Here is a 23,537-nt window from a genome sequence, read left to right as displayed (position 1 = left end):
GCATGAAGCTAGGCAAAAAAATTTACAATGAAAATGGAATGGTGCTGCTCTCGGAAGGTGTTGAGCTTACTTCGCGATTGATTGAACGTCTAGGCCAAGTCGGAATTGGATATGTATACATTGAGGATGCAGTGACAGAAGATATCGTGATTCCTGAAATGATCCATGAACAGACGAAGGCAGCGGCGCTACAGGAGATCAAAAAGCAGTTTCAGGGTCTGTCCTCCTACTCCGTAGATCATAAGCACCAATACTTTGGCAAGTCATTTTATAAGGTGATGGAATCCATTCTGGACGATATAGGAGGCCGTCAGGACGCCATTATTATGCTGATGGATATTGGGGCGGCAGATCAGGATCTGTATCATCATTCATTGAACGTATGTCTGTATTCGCTTGTACTGGGAATATCTAGTGGCTACGATAACAACCAGCTCATGGAGTTGGGCATAGGTTCACTACTGCACGATATTGGTAAAATGAAAATTTCACCTCAAGTGCTCTATAAGCCGGGCAAATTGACAGACGAGGAATACGAGCACATGAAAACACACACGGTGAGCGGCTACAAGCTGCTTAAAGAAGAACCGGGTATTCCCCTGCTGTCTGCTCACTGCGCATTGCAGCATCATGAACGTATCGACGGCACTGGATATCCAAACGGCTGGAAGAAGGACCAAATCCACGAATACGCCAAGTGGATCGGTCTGGCAGACTCGTACGATGCGATGACAGCAAGTCGAATATACAAGCAGGCTTTGTTGCCCTTTGAAGCGGTGGAGGTGCTGTATGCAGGTGCAGGTACGCTGTATGAGCAACGGATGCTGGAGGCATTCCGCGATTGTGTAGCTATATACCCGTTGGGGCTCTCCGTGGTGCTCAATACGGGGGAAGAAGGGGTTGTGGTGCGCATACACTCCAAAATCCCGCAAAGGCCCGTTATTCGCATTGTGAAGGATCGGGACGGGCAGGAACTGAAGGCGCCTTATGATGTGGATCTGTCCGTATCTCTTTCAGTGATGATTACCAACACACGGGGTACTACGGTTTTCCCTTTTGGAGCAATACACGTGGATTAGCAGATGATGTGGAAGAATACATGTAGACACTTTACACATCATGATATGATATTCATACGTCTTTTGAGGTTAATAACAGAAATAAGGTGAAAAATAATGACAGTTCTACAAAACAACACACTTCCACAAATATCGCCAGCGTATGATCCGTGGGACCCGATTGTCTCACTGCGTACACATGGCCGTCATTTGCTGACAAGTGTGGAAATGACCGTGACGCATCTGTGCAATATGCGCTGTGAGCATTGCGCTGTGGGCGACATGCTTGTTATGAAGGAGGCTCCCTTCCTTCCATTGGATCTGATGCTGAAACGACTGGATGAAGTCGAGCATCTGGAGACGATCAGTATGACAGGCGGAGAACCCGCTTTGCTTGATAAAACGGTGGACGAAGTGATCGTTCCGCTGCTAAAATATGCCAAAGAGCGTGGTATTCGCTCGCAAATTAACTCCAACCTGACATTGGATATTCGCAGATATGAGAAGATGCTTCCTTATCTGGATGTCATGCATATATCGTTTAATTATTTGAATGCCGACGATTTTTATGAAGTGGGTTTTGCAAATACCGGACGTCCGACTCCACGCGCGGGAGCTGTTCGCCTTTATGAGAAAATGGTGGAAAACGCCCGCAGGTTGAGCGAAATGGGGATGTTTATTTCTGCCGAATCCATGATTAATTACCGTACTCACACGAAGCTGGAGGGTATTCATCAGTTGATTAATGAAATGGGCTGTCAACGGCATGAGGTTCATCCGATGTACGCATCGAATTTTGCCTCTACCTTGCCTGTCCTTTCACTCGACGATATGCGTAACTCCATTCATAAGCTGCTGGATGTACGTAATCAGGATATGTGGATGCTGTTTGGCACGTTGCCATTCTTTGCCTGCTCGGACCGGGAGGAAGACCGCAAGCTGCTTCGTCGACTGCGCCAAGAACCGAATATTACGGTACGTAATGATCCGGATGGAAGAAACCGCGTAAATGTGAATATGTTCACGGGCAGTGTATATGTGACGGATTTCGCAGACATTCCGGCTTTCGGAAATATTCAGGAGCGCGGTCTGGACGATATTTTCGGTGAATGGCTGAATGAGCATCCGTTGAATCAGACCGTGAACTGTCATTGTGATGCCGCCGCCTGCTGCGGACCGAATCTGCTCGTAGCGGATATGTATTACAAGGGAGTAAATTTTAAATCCAGAAGAGCATTACAGCTATAGAAATGGGGAGTTTGTATTGGAAGGTCAACCCGAGTTTCATTGGGGATTGCTAACGGTGAATCTTCTTTTGGTACTGCTGCTCGTCTTTCTGAACGGTGTATTTGTGGCGGCGGAATTTTCGCTGGTCAAAATGCGCCAATCCCGATTGACGCAGCTCCAGAGTGAGGGGCATCGCATGGCAGGCTATGCGTTAAAGGTAAACCAGAAACTGGATGCTTATCTATCTGCCACCCAATTAGGCATTACGCTGGCTTCATTGGGTTTGGGCTGGATTGGTGAACCAGCAATATCCGGCTACCTGATCGAGCCACTCATGCACAAACTCGGTGTAACTGACGGTACACTGATTACAACGGTATCCGTTGTCGTCGGATTTTGCTTGATTACCTTTTTGCATATTGTATTGGGTGAGCTGGCTCCAAAGTCTGTGGCCATTCAGAAAACCGAAAGTGTAGCCTTGTTTTTATCCGCTCCTTTACTGCTTTTTTACAAGATATTTCTGCCCGTCATCTGGGTGTTGAATGCCGCTGCGAATTGGCTATTACGGGCGTTCGGCATTCAACCTGCGAGTGAAGCGGAAGCGGCGCATTCGGAGGAAGAGATCCGTATCTTGATGAATCAGAGCGCGAAAAGCGGTGTTATTGATAAGGACGAAATCAAGCTGATGGACAATATTTTTGATTTTTCCGATTTGCTGGCCCGTGAAATTATGCTTCCTCGTACGGATATGGACTGCTTGTATACGAATTTATCGTTTAAGGAAAATCTGAAAATCATCAGTGATACCAAGCATTCTCGCTACCCGGTAGCGGTTGAGGATAAGGACCAGATTATCGGCTTCGTTCATATTACCGATCTTCTATTGGCTGAGCAGGGCGAGCAACTGGATCTGGCCTCGGTGGTGCGTCCTATTTTGAATGTGCCAGAATCCATGGAAGTGAGTCACGTGCTGCGTCTTATGCAGAAAAAGCATTCCCAGATGACTCTCGTGGTCGATGAGTACGGCGGAACGGCCGGGTTACTGACAGCGGAGGAAATATTGGAGGAAATCGTCGGGGATCTCTACGATGAATTTGAAGATGAACGTCCAAGCGTGGAGATTAAGGATAATCTCATTTCGGTGGACGGCCGTATGCTCATTGAGGATGTCAATGATCTGACCGGGGTGAACATTGAAGACGACGAAGTGGATTCCATCGGGGGCTGGCTGTTTAAAGAACTGGAAGGCAGCCCGGCGAAGGGGAAAAAAATTGAGTTTTATAACCTGACCTTTGAGGTGGAGGAAGCGACAAGGCTTCGTATTATGAGAGTGAGGATTCACTGCAAGCCCGAACCTGTGGCCGAAGATGAACTTTCCACCGATGAGTCCTGATCCATAGAGATGGTCAGGGTCAGTTCCGGTATGAAAGCTATTATAGAGTGTAGAAGCAAGAACCTTTAGATCCACGTTATCGTGGTTTTGAAGGTTCTTTTTTTATCTGTAATTTTTTGTTCGAGACTTGGGTGATGCCGCATATGTTGAATAGTAAAGCAGATGGATCAATCAAAGGAGGTCCCGGCCCGTGAAATTTCCACAGCAAGGTGAGTTTGCCCCGTTTGTCGGTCCGTTCGATCCGTGCCCGCCCGTTTTGTGCAAAACCTTTGTGCTTCCACCGAACCTGTTTGTACAATTTCAGCCCCCAGGTTTGCCTCAATTCAGTCCAGAAGAGGCGCTGAGGAAGGGAACGCTATGGCCCTTGTTTTACAGCCCTTATGAGTCTTGTAGAAACCGGGAGGGAGGCGAGTAAAATGGATTATCCAAATCAGGGTCGGGCCCAAAATCAGCCCCAGAATCGAAATCAGGTTGATAACCAGCAGCAGAATCCGTATCAAAGCCCCTATGCAGACCCGTATCAACAGCAAAACCATGCTGAGGGCTACAATCAGAACGACAGAAACCCATCTCAGGGCTATGGCCCTCAGACCAAGCCGGGTGATGCACCGTTTTATGCGCTGCTGGAAAAGCTCCAGGCGGTGGATTTTGTATTGGTGGAACTGAATTTATATCTTAATACGCATCCGGATGATTTACAGGCTATCGAACAGTTCAATAAGCTGACACAGGAAAGGACCGGGATTGCTAATGAGTATCAGCTTCTATACGGACCTCTGCAAAATTTTGGCCGTGCCTATTCCAAGTATCCTTGGGAATGGAGCCAATCCCCTTGGCCGTGGCAGGTATAAGTAGGTACAACCTTTTGTAAAGGAGGAACATAAATGTGGGTATATGAGAAAAAGCTGCAATATCCCGTACGTGTCAGCAAATGTGATCCTCATATGGCTAAATTGCTCATGGAGCAGTATGGCGGAGCGGATGGCGAGCTGGCGGCGGCTTTGCGGTATCTGAATCAGCGGTATACAATTCCCGATAAGGTTATCGGTGTACTCAATGATATCGGCACGGAAGAATTTGCGCACCTCGAAATGATTGCAACTATGATTTACAAGCTGACCAAGGATGCGAGTGTAGAGCAAATGAAGGCAGCCGGGCTGGGGGAATATTATGCGGCGCATGATCATGCGCTGTATTATCAAAACGCGGGCGGTGTTCCTTTTACAGCGACCTATTTTCAAGCCAAAGGCGATCCAATTGCGGATTTGTATGAGGATATTGCGGCAGAGGAAAAGGCTAGAGCTACATATCAGTGGCTGATTGATTTGACAGATGATGTGGATTTGCAAGATAGTCTGAAGTTTCTGCGTGAACGCGAAATCATCCATTCGCTCCGTTTCCGCGAGTCTGTGGAAATTTTGAAGGAAGACCGGGATCAAAAGAAAATGTTTTAAGGAAATCATTCAGAATGTCTCTTGGTAAGCTAAAGCTTGCAGGAGACATTTTTCTTTTGAAGAATTGTAATTTTATGAAGGGCTCTTCAGTATGGAAGAGCCCTTCATGTTGTCTTGTCTATATAGGTGAACAGAAATGATCTCCGGAAACGGATCAGGAAAGGTACTGAGCCAGTTGCAGATCATGACATCTTAATTAAGTCGGATGATGGTTAGTGACGCGCCTGTTGTTGCGGCGGCTACGTTCACGATAACCGTATTGTTGTAAGAGGACAGCGTGATCACGGGAGACAGAACGGAGCCTGGAGCTTGCACCCCATTAATAAGCAAACGGCTGATCAGAAGAAGACCCACTGTTGTGTTCAACTCATAAGCGATGTAGTAGGTTCCGGCGCTGGCCAGGGTCACTACATCATTTGTTCCGTTAATGGTAATGCCTCCGCTCAGCGTCTGAGGCGGGCCTGAAAAAAACACATTCGTTCCACCGAGCAGAACGGTAATCAGGCACCTGTCTTCCTCATCCCTGTTCAAGCTGTGCGAAATATTGCTCGTTATATATAATGCTGGGATGAGTAGGATGGTGTAACTGGGCCATACGGTGATGCAGCTTTGCTTTATCGGTGTCACCCATCCGGTCGTAACACAGACATAATTGCAAGTGCGGGAGCCATGTGTAATAGGACGAATTGGTTAAGGCCATCGCATCTTGTGGTGGTTCGATCAGTGTAGCCTGACGAAACCAATAAATGGCTTGAGTATGCTGTTCCGCTTCAATCAACAAATTGCCAAAAGCACAGCAGAACTGGGCGCGTGGTGCATCGAGATTAAGCGTGCGAAGCAGCGCCATGCGCTGCTCCTGTTTTTGACCTTGGCGGCCGTAACAATCCGCAAGCTTAAAGCAAGCAGCAATTCGGTCTTCGATCCATCCCTGATTCAGACTTAGATAGTGTTCGTACTGTTGTATGGCTTCTACCGTCCGTCCGTTGTCATACAGTTCATTGCCAAAATAGTAGTGATCTCGTTCAGAAAATACAGTGCCCTGCTCCCGGTGCTTGAGGTATATGTGCAAATTTCGGTCGGTGTAAGCACGTGTCTTTTTATGAGTCACTGCCATATTGCTGTGAAAGGTGCTTCCGGTCACATGCAGGAATTCATGCACAAAGCCGATCCATCTGAAATTACGATCTCGGCGCACAATCCGGTTTCTTTTGAGCTTATGCAGCGGCTGCCCTTGTTCATCTACGGACAGCACGTAATCCATCGTAATGCTGTCATACGAGAGGGTGGCTTGCTTTTTCCAGTCGAGAAATACCAGTCGGTCTTGTTCTTCCAGGATGTCGTCGGCATCCAGCCAAAATTCATAGTCCTGTGTTGCCTGATCAAATGCATAGTTGCGAGCTGCGGAAAAATCATCGCACCATTCAAAATCGTATATCCGGGCATTGAACGATGCGGCTACCTCCTGGGTGCGGTCGGTAGAGCCGGTATCGACGATTATGATTTCATCCACCAGATCATGGACTGATTTGAGGCAGGCGTGAAGTGCTTCTTCTTCATTTTTGACAATCATGCATAAGCTGACGGTTACCATGCTCTTTGTCCCTCCCAAAAAACTTGGTATAATCTCCATTTTATTAGGATAGCTTGCTCATTATGTAGCAATTTAGGTTGAACGAGTGAAGGTATGGAGATGATCATAAATTGGGTAGCGCTCTAATAGATTAGAAAATCAAAGTCTGATGCAAGGGGGGATGATATGAGCCGGCCGTTCATTTCACTGTGCATGATTGTAAAAAATGAAGCGGAACGGATCGAAGCTTGCTTGCAAAGCGCCAGGGACGTTGTGGATGAGATCATTATTACGGATACGGGATCCACGGATGAGACAATGGACATTTGTCGTTCTATGGGGGCATCCGTTGATTCGCGCGAATGGGATGACAGCTTTTCGAAAGCAAGAAATGCGGGAATAGGGCGTGCCACCGGGGAGTGGATTTTATGGCTGGATGCGGATGAGGAACTGGATCACGGTGAGAGTGGACAGCTGCGCGAGTTTGTAAAGGCGATCCGTGCAGACACGGCTGCTTTGAAGGTACTGAACGAGATGGACGGTTTTGTATACAGTTGTCCGCAAATTCGTTTGTTCCGCAATGATATCGGGTATCAGTTTGTGCGTGATATTCATGAAAGGCTGCAACCTCCGGAGGGAAAACAGGATGTTCCAGAAGCTCCACTGCTGCCCGTGACGGTATATCACTATGGGTATGCAGAAAAGGTCGTAGAAGTGAAGGAAAAGTCAAAGCGGAATATTCGGCTGTTGGAACAGGAAAAGGCACAGGACGGATATGACCCGTGGTGTGATTACCATTTAGCGAGTGAATACAGCCGTTTGCAGCAATGGGAGCGGGCATTTGAACTGATTAATTTGGCGATTAAAGGTTTTCTGGAACAGGGTAAGCTGCCGCCCGCGCTTGTTTACAAACTAAAGTATGATACCTTAATTCGTCATGGTAGCCTGAAGGGCATATGGCCAGGAATCGACAAGGCACTGCAACTGTACCCGGACTATGTAGACATGTATTTTTATAAAGCATTGTATCTGTTGGATCAGGGGCTATTGCTGGAGGCATATTATGAATTCGAAAAATGTCTGCGTATGGGCGACGACTCATGGAAATATGTGACCTTGCGAGGAGTCGGTAGCAGCTATGCTTTGTACTACATGTCCATCTGTTTGGCAAAAATGGGGCGGCCTGTAGAAGCACAGGCCACCTTGGAAGCTGCTGAAAAAGGAGGGGCGTTATCAGAACAGGTTCTGACCGCCCAGGTTTGAAGAAGAGAGCTAGGCGGAAATATACTCGATGACAATCATCGAACTGGTCCCTCCAGCCAGTGATAAGGTCAATCCGGATACGAGAAATTGTAAATTTCCGGGTACCGTAACCCGAAACAGCAGGGATGCGACGATTTCGCCACCTGCTAGAACCGCTGGGAAAGAGTAGCTTCCCGGGCTGGGAGCGGCTGTTCCGGTGAATGAGGGAGTGATGGTAGACAGCAGAGTCAGGGTCGCTGTGCTGAGCACCAGACTTACTTTGTAAAGACCTGCCTGGGTCAGGCCAAAAGTAGTGTTGTTGACGACGGTGATAAACGTTCCTGTAGAAGCACCCGCTATAGCAAAGGGGATAGCGCCTCCCAGCAGGATGGTATTGGGTCCCGCATTGGTACGGCTGAGTGCGCTGGCTAAACCCCCAGTGGCCCCGGTAGGCCCGGTAGCGCCCGCGATGCCCGTAGCTCCGGTGGGTCCGGTAGCGCCCGCGATGCCTGTGGCCCCGGTGTCACCCGTAGCTCCGGTCGCGCCAGTCGCACCAATAACGCCCGTGTCACCCGTAACTCCAGTAGGCCCAGTCGCGCCCGCAGTGCCCGTGGCGCCTGTGCCGCCTGTCGCTCCCGTGGCTCCGGTGTCACCCGTAGCCCCAGTAGCTCCAGTGCTTCCAACCGGAAAACAACAGCTCGTTCCGGTAATGCTTAGCGGATTGAGCAGGCACTGGAGCTGAGCCAGCAGGGCAAGCTCGTTTAACAACGTACAATTCAGAACCGATTGTACGCTGTTATTTACCTCCAGCAGTTCGGCAATGCTTCCTGCGGGTGGTGTAAGGCCGGGAAGGGTCCCGACGGCATATTGTATTTTTTCACCTTCAGCATTAATCAGGTGACTTAATGACAGCTCTTGAAAGGCGATGCAGGCAAGCAGTGCATTGATGTTGTTTTCATCGATATTTCCAGGTGTAAGGCCATTCATATCACGCTCACTCCCTTATCGCTTCATCGCAATTATCGTATGCGTCAGAGCAAGCAGGAGGAACGGTTATGAGGCTTCCACCTGATGGGAGGCGTCGACTCATGCGTATATTAATCGGCAGCCCGGTGCATCAGAAGCCCGAAATATTAGCTTTATTTCTTCAAGCTTTGGAGCGGCTGGAAGCACCCGATGTGCTGCCGGATTATTTGTTTGTCGATGATAATGACAATCCAGCTTCAAGCCAATGGCTTGTTGATTTTGCCAATCGGCTGCCGGGGCAGGTTTTGCCCTTGTTGACAGGCTTGCAGCAAGTGGAGAACCGAAGGGATGAGCATACCCATTATTGGCCGCCTTCTCTCGTCTGGAAAGTGGCCGGGTTCAAAAATCGTCTCATTAACTACGCGCTTCAGCACCATTACGACGCACTATTTTTGGTCGATTCAGACCTGATTCTCCATTCCCGCACCTTATGCAGACTGGTCGAGACGGAGAAGGATATCGTATCCGAGATTTTCTGGACACGTTGGCAGCCGGAAGGGGCACTATTGCCTCAGGTGTGGGTCAGTGACGAATATAATTTGTTTCACCGTGAAGAAGGCGAGGTATTGTCAGCAGAGGAGCGAGCACAACGCGAGTTGCATTTTTTACACCAGTTGCATGTTCCGGGCTTGTATGAGGTAGGCGGTTTGGGCGCTTGTACCTTAATCCGCAGACGGGCGCTGAAAGCGGGAATTCACTTTGGTAAAATCCCGAACGTTTCCTTTTGGGGAGAGGATCGACATTTTTGTATTCGGGCGGCGGCGTACGGGTTTCCACTTTTTGTGGATACGCACTATCCGGCGATGCATTTGTATCGGGAAGCGGACCGCATCAAGGCAGAACAACTGCTATTGACCCTGAATGGCCATACGCAGGGCGCTGCTAATACGGTCGACGAAAAAACTTCAGTCACTTCCAAAACTTCAGATATTTCAGAAAATTATCCATCCAACACTGCCTCTGCATCCCCTGATATTACCATTCCACCGGATCTTCGCGAGTCTGCTGTCTTCGCAAAGGATGCTGCGGATTCTTTTGTCGTGCCACCAGCTTTCTCCGGTCCACGACATAGTGAGCTTCATGCTCCGCCTGTCTCCAGGTCCAAACTGACGCTGAGCATGACGGTATACAATGAGGCAGATCGCAAGCTCGCAGAAGTGCTCCGAAGTCATCGGGAATATATTGATGAAGCGGTCATTATTGATGATGGCAGCCGTGATGATAGCGCTGAATTGTGCCGGGATCTGCTAAAGGGGATTCCACTGCGTTTGGTCCGTAATGAAAGGGCCTCCTTTACGAATGAAGTGGAGCTTCGGAAGCAGCAGTGGAGAGAGACGCTGGTATCTTCTCCGGAATGGATTTTAAACATGGATGCTGACGAAATGTTTGAATCCCGATTTGCCCAAGGTGTGCATGCTTTATTAGCCGGAACGAAAGCCGATACCCTTTGTTTCAGGCTGTTTGATATGTGGTCTTCTATGCATTACCGCGATGATGATTACTGGCAGGCTCATCGTTATTACCGCCCTTTTTTGACACGCTACCGGGATAGCTTCCCTTATAAATGGAAGGAGCAATTCTTGCACTGTGGGAGATTTCCCGATAATGTGCTTGAGCTTCCTAGTGAAATTAGCGACTATCGTATCCAGCACTGGGGTTGGTACACACCAGCTATTCGCACAGCTAAATACGAACGTTATCAACAACTGGACCCGGATGCCCGTTATGGGTGGAAGGAACAATATGAGTCCATATTGGACCCAACTCCCCGTCTCAGTCTCTGGATAGACCCAGACCGGGATGATGTGAAAAATAAACATGAAGCTGAATCCGGAGACACTGGTGGTGTAAAATCCGATGTGAATACGGGAGCGAATATCCAAGATGCGATTGCCGGTGTTCATGCTATTATTGGCTCCCATACTCTTACCAAAGGCGAAATAGAGAGCTCACTTTATGGAAAAGGGAAGGGAGAAGAACAGGGCATGGCATGCAAACTGTGCGGCTCGTCCAATACGGCGATGTTCCATCGGTATGAACATTTTACATTGATAGGATGTGGCTCCTGTGGACTTATTTTCCGCAATGATGTGGATCGTATACAGCCTGAGGATATGATCGCAGATATTTATAACGTCAAATGGGTCGCCATGCGCGATAGTGCAGCCGCTTCGACCTACGGGGATCATGCTCTTTTCGGACTCATGCTGCTGGATATGTTCAGTCCCGGTAAAGGAAATTTGCTGGAAATTGGATCAGGTACGGGAGAATTTATTCATGCTGCCCTTCAGAGTGGATGGAATGCTGTGGGCATTGAGCCTTCCATAGACTCGCGGGCATATGCCAAATACAAATATGACGTGGATCTGCTGCCGGGCTACTGGAATGGCGATACAGAAACACAAACAGAAACAGAAACAGAAGAAGAAGCGGCGAATGAAGCGCCAGAAACAGAGGGAGATGCTGCCTTATCGCGGGATCACAAATATGAGGCCGTTGCATGCTGGCATGTGCTGGAGCATATTGCAGACCCGGTAGCATTTTTAACGGATTTACGCGAGCAGCTTCAACCGGATGGAACGTTATATATTACAGTACCCAACAAAAACTCGTTTACAAATGAGGCTTACGGTGCTCAGTCGCCTTTATTTACCGAGGAAGATCATTTGTATCATTATTCAGAGCACACGCTGACACGTTTGCTGGCGAAGTCCGGTCTGCGCCCGGTGGCCCTGTTCACCCGTCAGCTTCCTTCCGGTCTGGACGCCTTGATAGAGGTGCATCCCTTGTATGGCGAGCTTACTTTCACGGAGCGGATGGGACTGTTGGCCAAACTTCAAGGTGAGAAACGCGGTCATGAGCTATGCTGTGTGGCAAAGGTGATCTGAGCTGGCTGGGGGAATATACGGTCTGACCCATACCGTTGCACCTTTCATTTAAAAAAGGGGGCTATATCCATGAACGCTGCTGCTCCGTACCTCTCCCGTTTTTTCGTGCATTCTGACCCCAATACCTCCAGCCTGATCTACAGGCTGCCCCAAAGCTGGTGGAGTCGTCCCTATGAGTATGAGTGGTGTCTGCACTTTATGTCCGGGCAGGATACGGTGCTTGACGCGGCATGTGGTATTCCGCATCCGTTCAAGTTTGAGCTGGCCCGGCGCTGCGCTCAGGCCTATGCCTGCGATCTGGATATGAGGATCGTTTCCGTGGATGCCATATTGGCCGAGGTGCGCCGGGATATCGGAGAGGAGGCTGCCGAGCGTGTTCAGGAAATTTTACCGATTCGTCTTCACTCTGCGCATGCTAATTTAACCGCCTTGCCTTATGAGGCGGCCAGTTTTGACAAAATTGTATGTATATCAATGCTGGAGCATCTAACCCCTGATGACTCGTTAGCTGCCCTGCGTGAATTTCACCGGACTTTGCGGGATGACGGGATGCTTTTGCTGACCTTTGATTACCCTACGGTTAATCTGTCCGCGATGGAGCAATGGATGGATCAGGCGGGGTTTTCGTACTGGAGCGACGTTGATCTCAATCTTCCGCCAGACGCCTTGCACACGGATTTGTGGGGCGGTTTGCATTGTTTCAGGGCTGTTTTGAAAAAATACAATAGTTAACGATATGCGCAATGAGGTTTACACGGACCCCTCTTATTACTTATCATGAGAGGGGTCGGAACTGTAAACCTACATAGGAGAGGAATGACTGACAACTACATGAACAATGCACCTGTGTTGAAGAAACCTGAGGCTATGGTATTTGATATGGACGGTACACTTTTTCAGACGGAGACGTTGCTGCTTCCTGCGTACCACAAGCTGTTTGATACGCTGCGCGCCGAAGGGCTTTTTGAAGGAGAGACGCCGCCCGAGAAGCTTATTTTGAATAGTTTGGGTATGCTGCTGGATGAAATCTGGAGAAGAGTGATGCCGGAAGCCAGCGAAGCGGCTCACAGAAGAGCGGACGAGCTGCTGCTCCAGTTGGAGCTGGAGGGATTGAAGAGCGGAAGTCATGCCCTGTATCCACATGTAAAAGAAACGCTCCAAACCCTCCACAAGCAGGGTGTTCGGTTGTTCGTAGCCAGTAATGGCCTGGAGGATTATGTAAAAGGGATAGCGGCTGCATATGAAATGGTCCCGATTTTTGAAGGACTGTATAGCGCTGGTGAATACAGCACACTTTCCAAAGTGCATTTGCTGGAGATTTTGTTGAGCAAGCACGGGATTTCGAACGTATGGATGATAGGTGACCGATCTTCCGATGTGGAGGCAGGCCAAAAGAACGGACAAACAGTCATCGGCTGCGCCTACGCTGGATTTGGCGTAAACGACGAGTTGAAGGGTTCCGATGCGATTATTACGGACTTCACGCAGCTGCTCACACTTTATAAAAACGCCGAGTAGCTACGAAGCGCAGGTTACTGGTTATAGGAATGCTTGACATATCCATATAAAAAATATGCGAGGTTAATCGAATAAATGGCAAAACAAGGAAGGCGTCCGCTTTTACGCGGAGCCTTCCTTTGCGTTATTCTCAATTTTGCTCTCAATTTTGCTCTCAATTTTGCTCTCGGTTTTGCTCTCTGTGTTGTGGTCCATCAGAGGTTTTGGATTAATTTGTGTGTGATAGACCCATAAGGCGTATTCCATGGGTTTGGCGATAGAACGGCGGTAGGTTTCTTTTTCACCAATACGCGCAAATACCTCGCGTGCTGGCTTCGGATTGACCTCCAGTACGTAAATGTGACCGTCCTTGTTGATCGCCAAATCGAGCGCAAGCTCGCACAATGCCCCGTAGCTTTCCTCCAGATAAGCAGCGATATCCAGCCCGAGCTTTTCCCCTTGCTTGGTGATCTTCTTTCTCTGATCTTCATCACGAATCCATTGTGTCAGCAGTTGATTCATCGGTACCGCCTTGCCTCCGCCATGCAGGTTGGAAGTGACGCTGCGATGTGCCCCGATCCGTCCTGCGCATCCAGTTAACTCCCATGTCCCCTGGCCATTTTTTTGCACCAGCATGCGATAATCATGAACCCTGCCATTCGGCAGTTGCACGGGAATACCTTCCTGTACAATGTAATTATCCATGTTCCAACTGCTCAGACGCGGCTCCAGACGGTCCAGGCGCACCCGTTGCTGAGGAATAATATGACGTTTGCGATTGCGGCCCTCGATCAGATACAGGCCCCTTTGCTTGTTAACAGGCTCAATGCGCAAAATACCACGCCCCCCCGTACCGTTAATCGGCTTGAGGTAGACCAGTGAATTCTTTTTGAGCATCCGCTGTACACTATGAAATCCTACGAACGGCTCCGTTTCGGGCAGATGGGGCCGAAAGGCGGCCCTTCTCGCAAGCTGCTGATGAATGGCCCATTTGTTACTCAGCGGCCGGTTTAAATATACGAGATCCGTATATTGCACCCGAAATTGCTTTAATTGATGATACCGTTCACTGCGCTGTACCCGGCAACGGTCGAAAATCATATCCGGGAATTCCCGCCATTTCAGGGTCCATTTGCCGCTATGCGGATCGTACATTTGGGCAAGGAGCAACTTGCGATCCTTGTGGACATCGGCGGGAGTGAATACATACATATCCAGCCCCAGTCTTTTACCTTCTGTAATCATGCGCTCATATATGGCGCGTTCCTCCAATTGCTTTTTGTTGTTCAAATATAAGGTCATGATGCCTAGGACAGGTTTTGGCACAGCATTCCACCTTCCTCTGCCGTCTGCTCATCTTCGGACAGCTTCCCGCGAAATACGAGGGTGGGCTTTCCGGTCGGTCCAGTCGTCATTTCATTCGCAACAAGTCCTGCGCGAAAGCAGGTTTTGAGACTGGCCATATTGTCGGCGGCCACGCTGCACGTCAGGCGACGCAGCTGTTTGAGCTGGGCGGACAGCAGTCTAGCGCCCAGTCTGCGGCCCCGGTAAAGCGGACGAACGATCACGATGCACGCATCTTCACCGTAATTCAGTGCGAGGCAAAATCCTGCAATCCGCAGTCCTTGCTCCGTGCGCAGATAAGCGCACAGGAGGGAGGAGCCTGGGGATTGTAATTGCTCCGGCGTTAAAACGGCTAGCTGCCGCAAGGCATTGCGGGTAATACGCATGCCGCCCGAGCTACGGGCCAGAAATAGCAGCTGCCGTCGTCTCAGCAGCCAGCTCCGGGCAGGCAAATGTTGAACATCGCTAATTTGCGGCATGATTCCACTTCCTTGACTCATAATTTCATTCGTTCGGCCAAATAGGAGCTGTACTGGAATATGCGTCTCAGCGATTTTTGACGAATTTCCGGCTCGTCGAATTTCATGGGTTTGGCGTTGGCTTCAAAAAACCAGGGAATACCGAGCGTATCCACCCCCAAATCCATAGACATTTCCCCATGGGAAAGGCCGGAGCCGCGTTCAATTTGGCGTGCGATCTGAATGGCTGTACTTTTGATCTTGTTCAGCAAGACCGTGCTGCTTTCAGGCCCAAACAACGCAGACAGCAGCTTGAATGGGTCCTCCACACTTCCGCCGCGAGGGACATGTGTCGTAATGCTCCCTTTACCTGCCAGTCTGGCACCAACTCCGGTAATGCTCCAGGAGCCACGGGTGTTTTTTTGCACTAGGATCCGCAGGTCGAAGGGCCTTTTCTGATAGGTTGCCAGCTCGATACCCTGCTGAATGATATAAGGCGAAGCGCCTGCTTCCCGGCGAATACGACCCCACAGCCGGGACAGCGATACGGATCGGTAGGTTACACTTTTTTTGTCATGCTGAATCGTCAGCCTGTAAGCCATCAGATGGTCCGGCCGGCATTTGAGAATCATAATCCCTTTTCCGGCCTTACCATTCTCCGGCTTGAGATACAGGTATGGATACGCAGACAGCATTTTTCCCAAGGAAGACAGGTTGCTTAACCGTTTGGTTGCCGGAACGAGCTGACGAGTGGATTCCGAGGCACGGAGCCATTTGAACAGTTCCCATTTGTTGAAAAAGCCCGGATTGTACAGCTCAATGCCAGAGGCATGTGAAATTTCATCCAGCTTTGTGCGCACAGAGGTTTTAAGCTCATAATTGCGGTTCGGGATGCGATTATAAATGACCTGCGGCAGTGGGAAATTCTGTTCCTCCCACGTCTGTGAGCTTTTGCTAAAAATATAGCCCTTGACCGTTTCGGATGCCAGCTTCAGATCCCTGACGGTAACGATGTACACCTGATAGCCCATCCGTGTTCCGGTTTCAAGAATATCCTTAAAATTGCGCTGATTACCCTTGAAAAATTGTTCTTGGTCGTGCACGGTCAATACGGCAACGACTGGTTTTTGCTGCGCCCGGGTATTCATAGTTCCTCTTTTCTGCGGAATTTACTGAGGTAAAGACAGTGGTCCAAAATATGCTCCACGGATGCTTTACCCTCCGCACGCAACGATGGATGCTGAAAAATGGATCGCCCGGGCTTGGAGTTGGCTTCGAACATCCATACCTTTTCCTGCTGGTCAATGCCCAGATCGAAGCCGATTTCACCCAGCAGATGCTGGTGATGGTACTCGATGGCTTCTGCGAGCGTAACCGCTGCGTTCTTGGCACGCTGAAGCACCTCACCCGCTCGGTCTCCGAATACCCGGTTCAGCGCCTGCTCGGGTGTCATGAGGGAGCCGCCATTTTTAATGTGGGTCGTGACACTGCCGCGTCCGGATTTTTTGGCTCCAATTCCGACGACGACCCATTGGTTATTGCCGTTCTTGTGCATATGAAATCGGAAATCAATCGGGCAATTGTCAATCTCAATCAGCTGGATGCCCTGCTGAATGACGTAGCCCTTTAACGTCTGACCCTGATTGGAGTGAAGCATACGAAGCATGGAGTTAAAAGAGGTGAAGCGCAGCAATACATTGCTGTTTTTCTTACGGTACCTCACATAATAACCTTGCTTGGGAACATGGGAGAGACGGTAAATTCCTTTGCCGAGACTGCCTCCGCTTGGCTTGTAATAAGCAAATTGATGACGCTCCAGCATGCCCCGGATACGTTCAGAGCTGGGATTCATATACGATTCGGGGACATAGCGGTTGCTCTCTGGACTGTTTTCCAGCAGATGATAGATATCCGATTTGTTGAAGAAGCTCCAGTTAAAAAAGGGAATCCGTTTGCGGGAAAAGCGTTCGCGCAGCTGATTGATTGCCGGGGAAAAATCAGAGCGACGACTCGGCAGCCGATTGTAAATCACGTCTGGTAAAGGTACGGTTTTGCGTGAAAACCCCCCGCTTGATGACAGGAAATAGCCGTTAATCGTATCGTTCTGCCAGTTGATATCCCGAGGAGTGAAGGCGAAGATATAAGATTTATTGCTGCCTTCTTTTAGCAGTTGCTTAATGAAGCCCGTGCGTGAGCCAAAAGGGCGGGTGAGGGAGGTGTTGCCGTCAGACAGCACGCCAATCAACGGCCCGAGCTGTACATCTCCGTCCAGATTCCGCAAATAGATGGACCCGCTTTTGGGAACACGGATTGCATTACGTAAGCCTGAGGTCAGGTATAGATGGCGTCCCGCCTTCTGAATCGGTTTCACTGTGGCGGGAATCTGATCCTTACCGAGCCGCAGACGAATAGACTTGGTTCCGGATAATTTAAGGCTTTTCAACAAGGCAGTGGATATATACGCCACCTTGTCGGGCTGCTGTGAGAAATGCACATTGCAATGCGTTAAACTCATCTGTTTATCCTCCTATACCGTATGTTCAAGGGAGGCGCCCGCGCCCTTTGACCCCGTCGCTTTGGAATGGGTCATTAAATATCGGGCATATTCGAGCGGGCGATTGACCGACCGGAAAGCGCACTCTGGCTGACGGGTCTGGAAAAAGGAAGCCCGACCCGGTCGGGAATTAACCTCCAATAGCCAGATGTTCCCACTCCGATCAATGCCATAATCAATCCCCAGCTCGCCAAGGCGGCCATATCGTTCCTCCAGCGCCCCGGTAATGGTCAGGGATAGCGCCATCATCTGCCCAATGATGAGACGCGTACTGTCTGCGCCATATTGTTCACGAAGGTAAGGTTCTGCCGGATGGGCTTCGCCCCCTCCGTGCAGATTGGAAGTCAGGGTTCCTTTCCTGCCTTCTCTTACGGCAAAGCCCGTCAGGCGCCAGCAGCCGTTTCCATCCTTTTGCATGAGCGCGCGGACATCAAAGGGATGACCACTTTGGCTCGTTAATTTTAAATAAGGCTGCATGATATAGGAGCGTCGGCGTGCTATCCCGTCGACCCATGACAATCCGGCATCCACATCGGAAAACAAGCGCCGGAACGGACGGTTTCGGGAGTCCCTGCCCTGTACGAGCAGTCCGGTGTCTCCGTCCGATAGCCGGAGATACAGCGTGCCCTTGCCGTGCATTCCGGCTTGGGGCTTCATAAATAGCGCCGAATGGCGGTGCAGCCATTCCACAAGCTGAGCTGTGTCCCGGTAAGGCGCTGAAGGCGGCACAAAGGGACGCACTTCATCTATCATGTGCAGCGCACGGTACACTTGCCACTTACCGGGCAAGTTACGCGACCAGTAGATGAGCTTGCGTGATTCCTGCTCTGCCATGTGCTCCAGCGCGTGCCCGGCGTTTTGGCTCCCGTGGGCATGGAAACAGCGGTTATACACAATATCCGGCAGGGGGAAGCGGCCAGATGTCCATACTCCGTCACGATAGGCATAACCTCGTATGGAGAGATCTTCAGGCGAAATTCCTTCGGCGGTAAACGCCATTACGTTAAGGCCGGAGCGTCTGCCCAACAGGCTTAGCCTGCGGCAAAACTCCGCTTCGGTAATCGGGGGAATCGCCGCCTGATTCCGGCTTACGAGCACGCCCAGTGTGTCTGGTATGACAAGAGACACTGATAACAGCCTCCTTTGGTAGACGGATTCCGTAAGAGACGGATTCATTTGAATCCGGCTGAAAAACAGCAATATTCAATCATTTTTCTCACGGACGGTCGAGTTTTCTGATCATTTAACGGCGTATTGTCGTTTTTCGACGGTTTGGAGTTGACCTCCAGCAGCCAGATATGTCCCGTGCTGTCAATCGCCAGATCAATACCAAATTCCGCAAAATGGGCAGGAATCGCCTTCTCAACTCCGTTTGCAATTTCGAGCGCGGCTGTCTTCAGATGGGTCTGGCCGTTCGACTTGGTTAAGGCAGGCAGCGTGGTTTTAGCCAAGGCCTCCTTAACCGTGCTCAGCGTGCCACCTCGCGCCAGATTGGACACAAAATGGCTGCCCCCGGCAATTCGGGCGACGATGGAGGTCACGGTCCATGTGCCAGAGGCGTTTTTCTGCACAAGCGCACGAAAGTCAACAGGACGCTTGCCGTGATCAATCAGGGTAAGGCCCTGCTGCAGCTGGAAGCGCGTCATTTTCATTTTTCCTGCCATGCCTTTGTACAGCTTTTCGATGTTCGCATACGTTTGCTTTCGTGGTGCGCCGGCGGTGGTGGACAGTACACAAAAGGTGCCATCGGCTTGCTTCGTAATGCGCATAATGCCTTTGCCCAGACTTCCCCGCACGGGTTTGAGAAACACGGTGGGGTACTGGTTGCACATTTTTTTGAAGACCGCAAAGGTTTGCAGCAAATGAGACTCGGGTAAATACTTGCGCAGGGATGAATTGGATTTAAGCGCATCAAACACTTCATTTTTGTCGAGAAACTTTTCATTGAAAATGGCCGTGCCGTACTGCGATTTTACTTCTTTCATAAAATGCTGTACGCTAGTTCTGTTCTCGAGTTTACGAGAGGTAAGCCGGTTATTGACGACATCCCCGGCGGGCATGACCGTCTTTTTCCAGCCTCCGTCATACACCCATCCCTGAACGCGTCCGGGCTGACTTCCGATATACTCCGGGGTGAAAAAATACACATATGCTCCTTGTCTGTGGCATTCCCCGATCAGTTCACGGCAGAACAGGGTGATCGACCCGAAAGGCTTGTCGGGCTGTTCGGGAAAGTCCCGACTGACCAGCACGCTAATAAGTGGGCCCACTCGAAGTGTCCGGCGTCCTCGGCTGTAGGTTACTCGCAACTCGCAGTTGGCATGAAGTCCCATTTTTCGGGCCAGCACGCTTCCCACACGTAGGCCGCTGTAACGGGGTACCGAAATGACGGTAACCTGCTGGCGGAACGAACCGAAGGCGAGCTGTACGGGGTGGCCTGCGGATATTTTCCATTTGCGAAGCAAGGACTCGCCGACCATGAGTACGTCATCCTGCAAGATGCCCGATCCGATGATTTGAATCCTTGTTTTTTTGATGGACATCGTGGATCTCCTTCCGGGCAGCAACTTGATGTCTTAAAAGTAACGGGAAACGTGAAGGGGCTGTAATAGCACTGATTCATCATATGAGGACATATATCCCTTGGTGATTGACGGACAATGTGAAATGTTTGCACGATGATTTGAATTGGAGGAAATAACGAATATGAATATCTATGACAAAGCTCATGACTTGGCAAAAGCGTTGAAGGAAAGCAATGAGGTGGAGGAAATTACGTCAGCGATGAAGCTGATTGAAACCGACCCGGAAGCCAAGAAAATGCTCGACGATTTCCGCGAGCGCCAAATGGAAGTACAACAGCGGATGATGAGCGGTGATATGCCGGCACAAGAAGAGATGGAAAAAATGGAAAAGCTGTTCGAGGTGCTTAGCCTGAACCTGAATATCCGCCGTCTGTTCGACGCCGAACGCCGCCTTAGTGTGATCATTGAGGATGTCAATAAAATTATCGCAGACAGCCTTCAGCATTTGTACGGTTCGTCTCTGTAAGTTTGTCTCATATTCTTTCCTGCCCTCTCATAGACTAGATACATAGAGTCACAGGGAGAGGAAGGGATAACATTGGGTACTTTAAAAAAATGGAAACACGGCTTGTACATACTGATTGCGCTGGCTATGGTGCTTACCGCGTTGCCGCGCATCTCGCTTACGGGCGGATTGAACTGGGTCAACGGCTTCGGTATCGTATGGGTATTGTTTGCGTTGCTTGTCATCGGAGCGAATCTACACTTTTTGCTTGGCGTGGATGAGGAAAAACGGAAAACGCTGGAGCGTGTGCGGCGGGCCAAAATGAAGCAGTGGCAGATGAAATGGGATAAAGAAGCTGATAAAGGCAGCTCGCTATAAAGGTTTCCTCCCGGCTTGTCGTAAGCATGCTCTGATGCTGCCGATCCGTGATGGTTAAGAAGCGGTCCCTGTAAAAAGGAGACCGCTTTTTGCTATTTCCGGCGCTAATATGTAGCGATTCACGAAGGGACTAAAAAGACGGGGGTTTGTGCTATAATAGATACAGAATGATACAGATTGAACGCTGGAGGTGTAACAGAGTTGGGCGGGCTAGATGAAACGGTTACGAAGCATGAGCAGCTATTACGTCATATCGAGCAGTTGAAAATAGGCTCCAAAATTTCTGTGCGCAGGTTGGCTAAGGAAATGAGCGTCAGCGAAGGAACGGCCTACCGGGCCCTGAAGGAAGCGGAGAACCTAGGGATTGTCATTACCAAGGAACGGATCGGGACGGTGCGGGTAGAAAAGCGTCCGCGCGGGTTGTCCGAGCAGCTAACCTTTGCGGATGTTGTGAATATCGTAGATGGACATGTGCAGGGGGGAAGCGAGGGGCTGGAAAAGCCCTTGCACAAGTATGTCATCGGAGCGATGCGTGAAGAGGCTATGGCCCGATACATTGATGCAGGTAGTTTGCTGATCGTCGGTAACCGCGAGGATGCGCATTCCCTTGCACTGGAACAGGGAGCAGGCGTGCTGATTACAGGCGGCTTCGGTACGAGCCGGGAGGTTAAGCAACTGGCCGATCAGATCAGTTTGCCGATCATTTCCTCGCGTCACGATACTTTTACGGTGGCCTCTATGATTAATAGAGCGATTTTCGACCGCTTGATCAAAAAGAAGATTATGCTGATTGAAGACATCGCGGCAGGCAAACCGAAGACGCAGACTTTGAAAATCAACAGCACCCTTACCGAATTTGAAGAGCTTTCGGTGACGACTGGAAATCACCATTTTGCGGTGGTGGATGAATGGAACCGTTTGATCGGTATTGTCAGCCGCAAAGATGTGGAGGGATTACAACCCGAGCATACGATGGACAAATGTCTGATCCGCAATCCGGTAACCGTGACTTACCAGACCTCGCTCGCTTCGGCTGCGCAGATGATGGCGTGGGAAGGTGTGGATTATTTACCGATCGTGGACCGTAACCGCAAGCTACTGGGTTCCGTTACACGACGGGAGGTACTGGATGCACTGCACAACGCCCAAAAGCAGCCACAGCTTGGCGAGACGTTCGACCAACTGATCTGGAACGGATTTGCCGAGGAGCGTGATGAGGACGGATCATTATTTTTTCGTGGCTTCGTTATTCCTCAGATGGCGACCAATCTGGGCACCATCTCGGAAGGCGTGCTGGTCAACGTGATGACACAAGCGGGCTACCGGGCGGCCAGAGACATGAGCGGGAATGATTATGTGCTGGACAATTTAACGACCTACTTTATCAGACCGGTACAGATCGAGGATGCCATAGTCCTTCGTCCGTTGTTGCTGGAAACGAGCCGCCGCACCTGCAAGCTGGAAATTACAATTGCACGGGAAAATCAATTAGTGTGCAAATCAGTGATGACACTTCATTCCATTGAACACGGCTAGTGTCAATTCGTGTGTGGTGAGGGGAGTCGGAATAGAACAGCTCAATGACTTTCCGGAAGTCTTTCTTTTGCCTCCAGCCAAATTTGCAGCACACCTTCCATTACGAGCATCGTTTTGACCTGGATTGTATACTCCTTGTCACGAACGGTGTATTTTTTTTGGTGAAGCAGCATGCGTACCAGTTTGCTGTCGGAGTCAATCTCGAACATGTCCCGCCCTCGCAGTACCTCCAAATCCCGGCTGACGCGGCGAAGAAGCTCCTTCAGATTAATAGAGTCAATTTTCTCGACCGAAGTTTCTTCGGCGATTAATTTGATTTCTTTGACAACCGTCTGGCGCTTGCTGTATTTGCGCAGCGTTCTATTGTCCTCCTGCGCTTGCTGGAGCTGGAATTGGAGGTCCTGATTGTTCGTCCACAGCTCATTGAAGCTGGCGTGCCAGATGGCATTATAGACCATTGCTCCGGTAATCATCCCTAGCACGAAGACGGAGGATAATTGCATAAAAGGGCGCAGGCGCTCAAAGGGGGGCACTCTCATGGTCGTCTCACCTCACGGCCGTCCGTTGCCGCACACCCACTTGACCAGCTCTGCACCCATATGAGCGCCTAAAAAGGCGAAAATCAAATACAATATCTGCTTAATGGCAGGAGACAAATTACCATCCAGCATATTGCTCTCAATGACCCGGATCGGGTCCATCGTTCCCCCCACAGCGGCGGCAAGCGCCCAAATTTTAATTCTCCCGGCAACCTCCAGCATCGTCTGGGTAGGCGGCTGAAGCGATACTACAGCTCCCATTCCGCCGAGCATGGCTCCCCCGAGCACGATGCCGAAGGCAATGAAGAAGTCGAGAATCGCTTTGGATATAAAAGTGCTCATG

24 protein-coding genes are annotated in these 23,537 nt (G+C 50.0%); 13 read left to right on the top strand and 11 right to left on the bottom strand.

Annotated features, from left to right (window positions below; translation table 11 throughout):
- The first annotated feature begins 2 nt into the window (after positions 1-2).
- The 6 genes from ACWGOO_RS02415 (at position 3) to ACWGOO_RS02390 (ending at position 5,132) form a co-directional block, all read left to right on the top strand.
- Positions 3-1,079 (top strand): HD-GYP domain-containing protein, encoded by a 1,077-nt coding sequence (locus ACWGOO_RS02415; RefSeq protein WP_452481189.1) that lies wholly within the window; start codon positions 3-5, stop codon positions 1,077-1,079.
- A 96-nt stretch (positions 1,080-1,175) separates the two neighbouring features.
- Entirely contained in the window at positions 1,176-2,306 is a 1,131-nt protein-coding gene (gene yfkAB, locus ACWGOO_RS02410; RefSeq protein WP_452481187.1) for a radical SAM/CxCxxxxC motif protein YfkAB, read from the top strand.
- Between the two features lie 16 nt (positions 2,307-2,322).
- A complete protein-coding gene (locus tag ACWGOO_RS02405; RefSeq protein WP_452481185.1) occupies positions 2,323-3,678 on the top strand; it encodes a hemolysin family protein in 1,356 nt (451 codons plus the stop codon).
- A gap of 190 nt (positions 3,679-3,868) precedes the next feature.
- Positions 3,869-4,093, top strand: a complete 225-nt coding sequence (locus ACWGOO_RS02400) for a spore coat associated protein CotJA (protein ID WP_452481183.1) — start codon at positions 3,869-3,871, stop codon at positions 4,091-4,093.
- Position 4,094: 1 nt separating this feature from the next.
- A complete protein-coding gene (locus tag ACWGOO_RS02395; protein ID WP_452481181.1) occupies positions 4,095-4,529 on the top strand; it encodes a spore coat protein CotJB in 435 nt (144 codons plus the stop codon).
- Positions 4,530-4,562: 33 nt separating this feature from the next.
- The gene (locus ACWGOO_RS02390; protein WP_452481179.1) at positions 4,563-5,132 is read left to right on the top strand and encodes a manganese catalase family protein; all 570 of its coding nucleotides are present in this window, start codon (positions 4,563-4,565) and stop codon (positions 5,130-5,132) included.
- A 192-nt stretch (positions 5,133-5,324) separates the two neighbouring features.
- Here the strand turns inward: ACWGOO_RS02390 and ACWGOO_RS02385 are convergent, their stop codons facing one another.
- Together ACWGOO_RS02385 and ACWGOO_RS02380 are read right to left on the bottom strand one after the other, a co-directional pair.
- Entirely contained in the window at positions 5,325-5,759 is a 435-nt protein-coding gene (locus tag ACWGOO_RS02385; RefSeq protein ID WP_452481177.1) for a BclA C-terminal domain-containing protein, read from the bottom strand.
- The gene (locus ACWGOO_RS02380) at positions 5,650-6,723 is read right to left on the bottom strand and encodes a glycosyltransferase (protein WP_452481175.1); all 1,074 of its coding nucleotides are present in this window, start codon (positions 6,721-6,723) and stop codon (positions 5,650-5,652) included. Before ACWGOO_RS02380 ends, ACWGOO_RS02385 begins: the two co-directional genes overlap by 110 nt.
- A gap of 165 nt (positions 6,724-6,888) precedes the next feature.
- Here ACWGOO_RS02380 and ACWGOO_RS02375 point away from each other — a divergent pair, with 165 nt between their 5' ends.
- Positions 6,889-7,965: a glycosyltransferase gene (locus tag ACWGOO_RS02375; protein ID WP_452481173.1), complete on the top strand. Its 1,077-nt coding sequence runs from the start codon at positions 6,889-6,891 to the stop codon at positions 7,963-7,965.
- A 9-nt stretch (positions 7,966-7,974) separates the two neighbouring features.
- Here the strand turns inward: ACWGOO_RS02375 and ACWGOO_RS02370 are convergent, their stop codons facing one another.
- Positions 7,975-8,931: a hypothetical protein gene (locus ACWGOO_RS02370; protein ID WP_452481172.1), complete on the bottom strand. Its 957-nt coding sequence runs from the start codon at positions 8,929-8,931 to the stop codon at positions 7,975-7,977.
- 101 nt (positions 8,932-9,032) lie between these two features.
- On the opposite strand from ACWGOO_RS02370, the gene ACWGOO_RS02365 reads away from it, so the two are divergent.
- From ACWGOO_RS02365 to ACWGOO_RS02355, 3 genes are all read left to right on the top strand, one after another.
- Positions 9,033-11,858 (top strand): methyltransferase domain-containing protein, encoded by a 2,826-nt coding sequence (locus tag ACWGOO_RS02365; RefSeq protein ID WP_452481170.1) that lies wholly within the window; start codon positions 9,033-9,035, stop codon positions 11,856-11,858.
- A 69-nt stretch (positions 11,859-11,927) separates the two neighbouring features.
- The gene (locus tag ACWGOO_RS02360) at positions 11,928-12,590 is read left to right on the top strand and encodes a class I SAM-dependent methyltransferase (protein ID WP_452481168.1); all 663 of its coding nucleotides are present in this window, start codon (positions 11,928-11,930) and stop codon (positions 12,588-12,590) included.
- A gap of 84 nt (positions 12,591-12,674) precedes the next feature.
- Entirely contained in the window at positions 12,675-13,376 is a 702-nt protein-coding gene (locus tag ACWGOO_RS02355; protein WP_452481166.1) for an HAD family hydrolase, read from the top strand.
- Positions 13,377-13,478: 102 nt separating this feature from the next.
- Here the strand turns inward: ACWGOO_RS02355 and ACWGOO_RS02350 are convergent, their stop codons facing one another.
- From ACWGOO_RS02350 to ACWGOO_RS02325, 6 genes are read right to left on the bottom strand one after another with little or no spacing between them, the layout of a single operon-like run.
- Positions 13,479-14,681 (bottom strand): YheC/YheD family endospore coat-associated protein, encoded by a 1,203-nt coding sequence (locus ACWGOO_RS02350; protein WP_452481164.1) that lies wholly within the window; start codon positions 14,679-14,681, stop codon positions 13,479-13,481.
- Positions 14,663-15,178 carry a GNAT family N-acetyltransferase gene (locus tag ACWGOO_RS02345; protein ID WP_452481162.1) on the bottom strand — a complete coding sequence of 172 codons (516 nt, stop codon included), beginning with the start codon at positions 15,176-15,178 and terminating at the stop codon, positions 14,663-14,665. Before ACWGOO_RS02345 ends, ACWGOO_RS02350 begins: the two co-directional genes overlap by 19 nt.
- Before the next feature lie 17 nt (positions 15,179-15,195).
- Positions 15,196-16,305, bottom strand: a complete 1,110-nt coding sequence (locus ACWGOO_RS02340; protein ID WP_452481160.1) for a YheC/YheD family endospore coat-associated protein — start codon at positions 16,303-16,305, stop codon at positions 15,196-15,198.
- The gene (locus ACWGOO_RS02335) at positions 16,302-17,672 is read right to left on the bottom strand and encodes a YheC/YheD family endospore coat-associated protein (RefSeq protein WP_452481158.1); all 1,371 of its coding nucleotides are present in this window, start codon (positions 17,670-17,672) and stop codon (positions 16,302-16,304) included. Before ACWGOO_RS02335 ends, ACWGOO_RS02340 begins: the two co-directional genes overlap by 4 nt.
- Before the next feature lie 12 nt (positions 17,673-17,684).
- Entirely contained in the window at positions 17,685-18,839 is a 1,155-nt protein-coding gene (locus ACWGOO_RS02330; protein WP_452481156.1) for a YheC/YheD family endospore coat-associated protein, read from the bottom strand.
- 44 nt (positions 18,840-18,883) lie between these two features.
- Positions 18,884-20,254 carry a YheC/YheD family endospore coat-associated protein gene (locus ACWGOO_RS02325; protein ID WP_452481154.1) on the bottom strand — a complete coding sequence of 457 codons (1,371 nt, stop codon included), beginning with the start codon at positions 20,252-20,254 and terminating at the stop codon, positions 18,884-18,886.
- A gap of 163 nt (positions 20,255-20,417) precedes the next feature.
- Between ACWGOO_RS02325 and ACWGOO_RS02320 the strand changes: the two genes are divergently transcribed.
- From ACWGOO_RS02320 to ACWGOO_RS02310, 3 genes are all read left to right on the top strand, one after another.
- Positions 20,418-20,762: a YlbF family regulator gene (locus ACWGOO_RS02320; RefSeq protein WP_452481152.1), complete on the top strand. Its 345-nt coding sequence runs from the start codon at positions 20,418-20,420 to the stop codon at positions 20,760-20,762.
- Between the two features lie 72 nt (positions 20,763-20,834).
- Positions 20,835-21,119 (top strand): hypothetical protein, encoded by a 285-nt coding sequence (locus tag ACWGOO_RS02315; RefSeq protein ID WP_452481150.1) that lies wholly within the window; start codon positions 20,835-20,837, stop codon positions 21,117-21,119.
- Positions 21,120-21,320: 201 nt separating this feature from the next.
- The gene (locus ACWGOO_RS02310; protein ID WP_452481148.1) at positions 21,321-22,655 is read left to right on the top strand and encodes a DRTGG domain-containing protein; all 1,335 of its coding nucleotides are present in this window, start codon (positions 21,321-21,323) and stop codon (positions 22,653-22,655) included.
- A gap of 41 nt (positions 22,656-22,696) precedes the next feature.
- On the opposite strand, the gene ACWGOO_RS02305 is transcribed toward ACWGOO_RS02310, so the two are convergent.
- Together ACWGOO_RS02305 and ACWGOO_RS02300 are read right to left on the bottom strand one after the other, a co-directional pair.
- Positions 22,697-23,194, bottom strand: coding sequence for a hypothetical protein (locus ACWGOO_RS02305; RefSeq protein WP_452481146.1), 498 nt, complete (start codon positions 23,192-23,194; stop codon positions 22,697-22,699).
- Positions 23,195-23,206: 12 nt separating this feature from the next.
- Positions 23,207-23,536 (bottom strand): YtrH family sporulation protein, encoded by a 330-nt coding sequence (locus ACWGOO_RS02300; RefSeq protein WP_013309582.1) that lies wholly within the window; start codon positions 23,534-23,536, stop codon positions 23,207-23,209.
- Between the last annotated feature and the right edge of the window lies 1 nt (position 23,537).

Source organism: Paenibacillus sp. NPDC055715, assembly GCF_053617595.1.
This window is presented reverse-complemented; position numbering and strand designations above follow the sequence as displayed.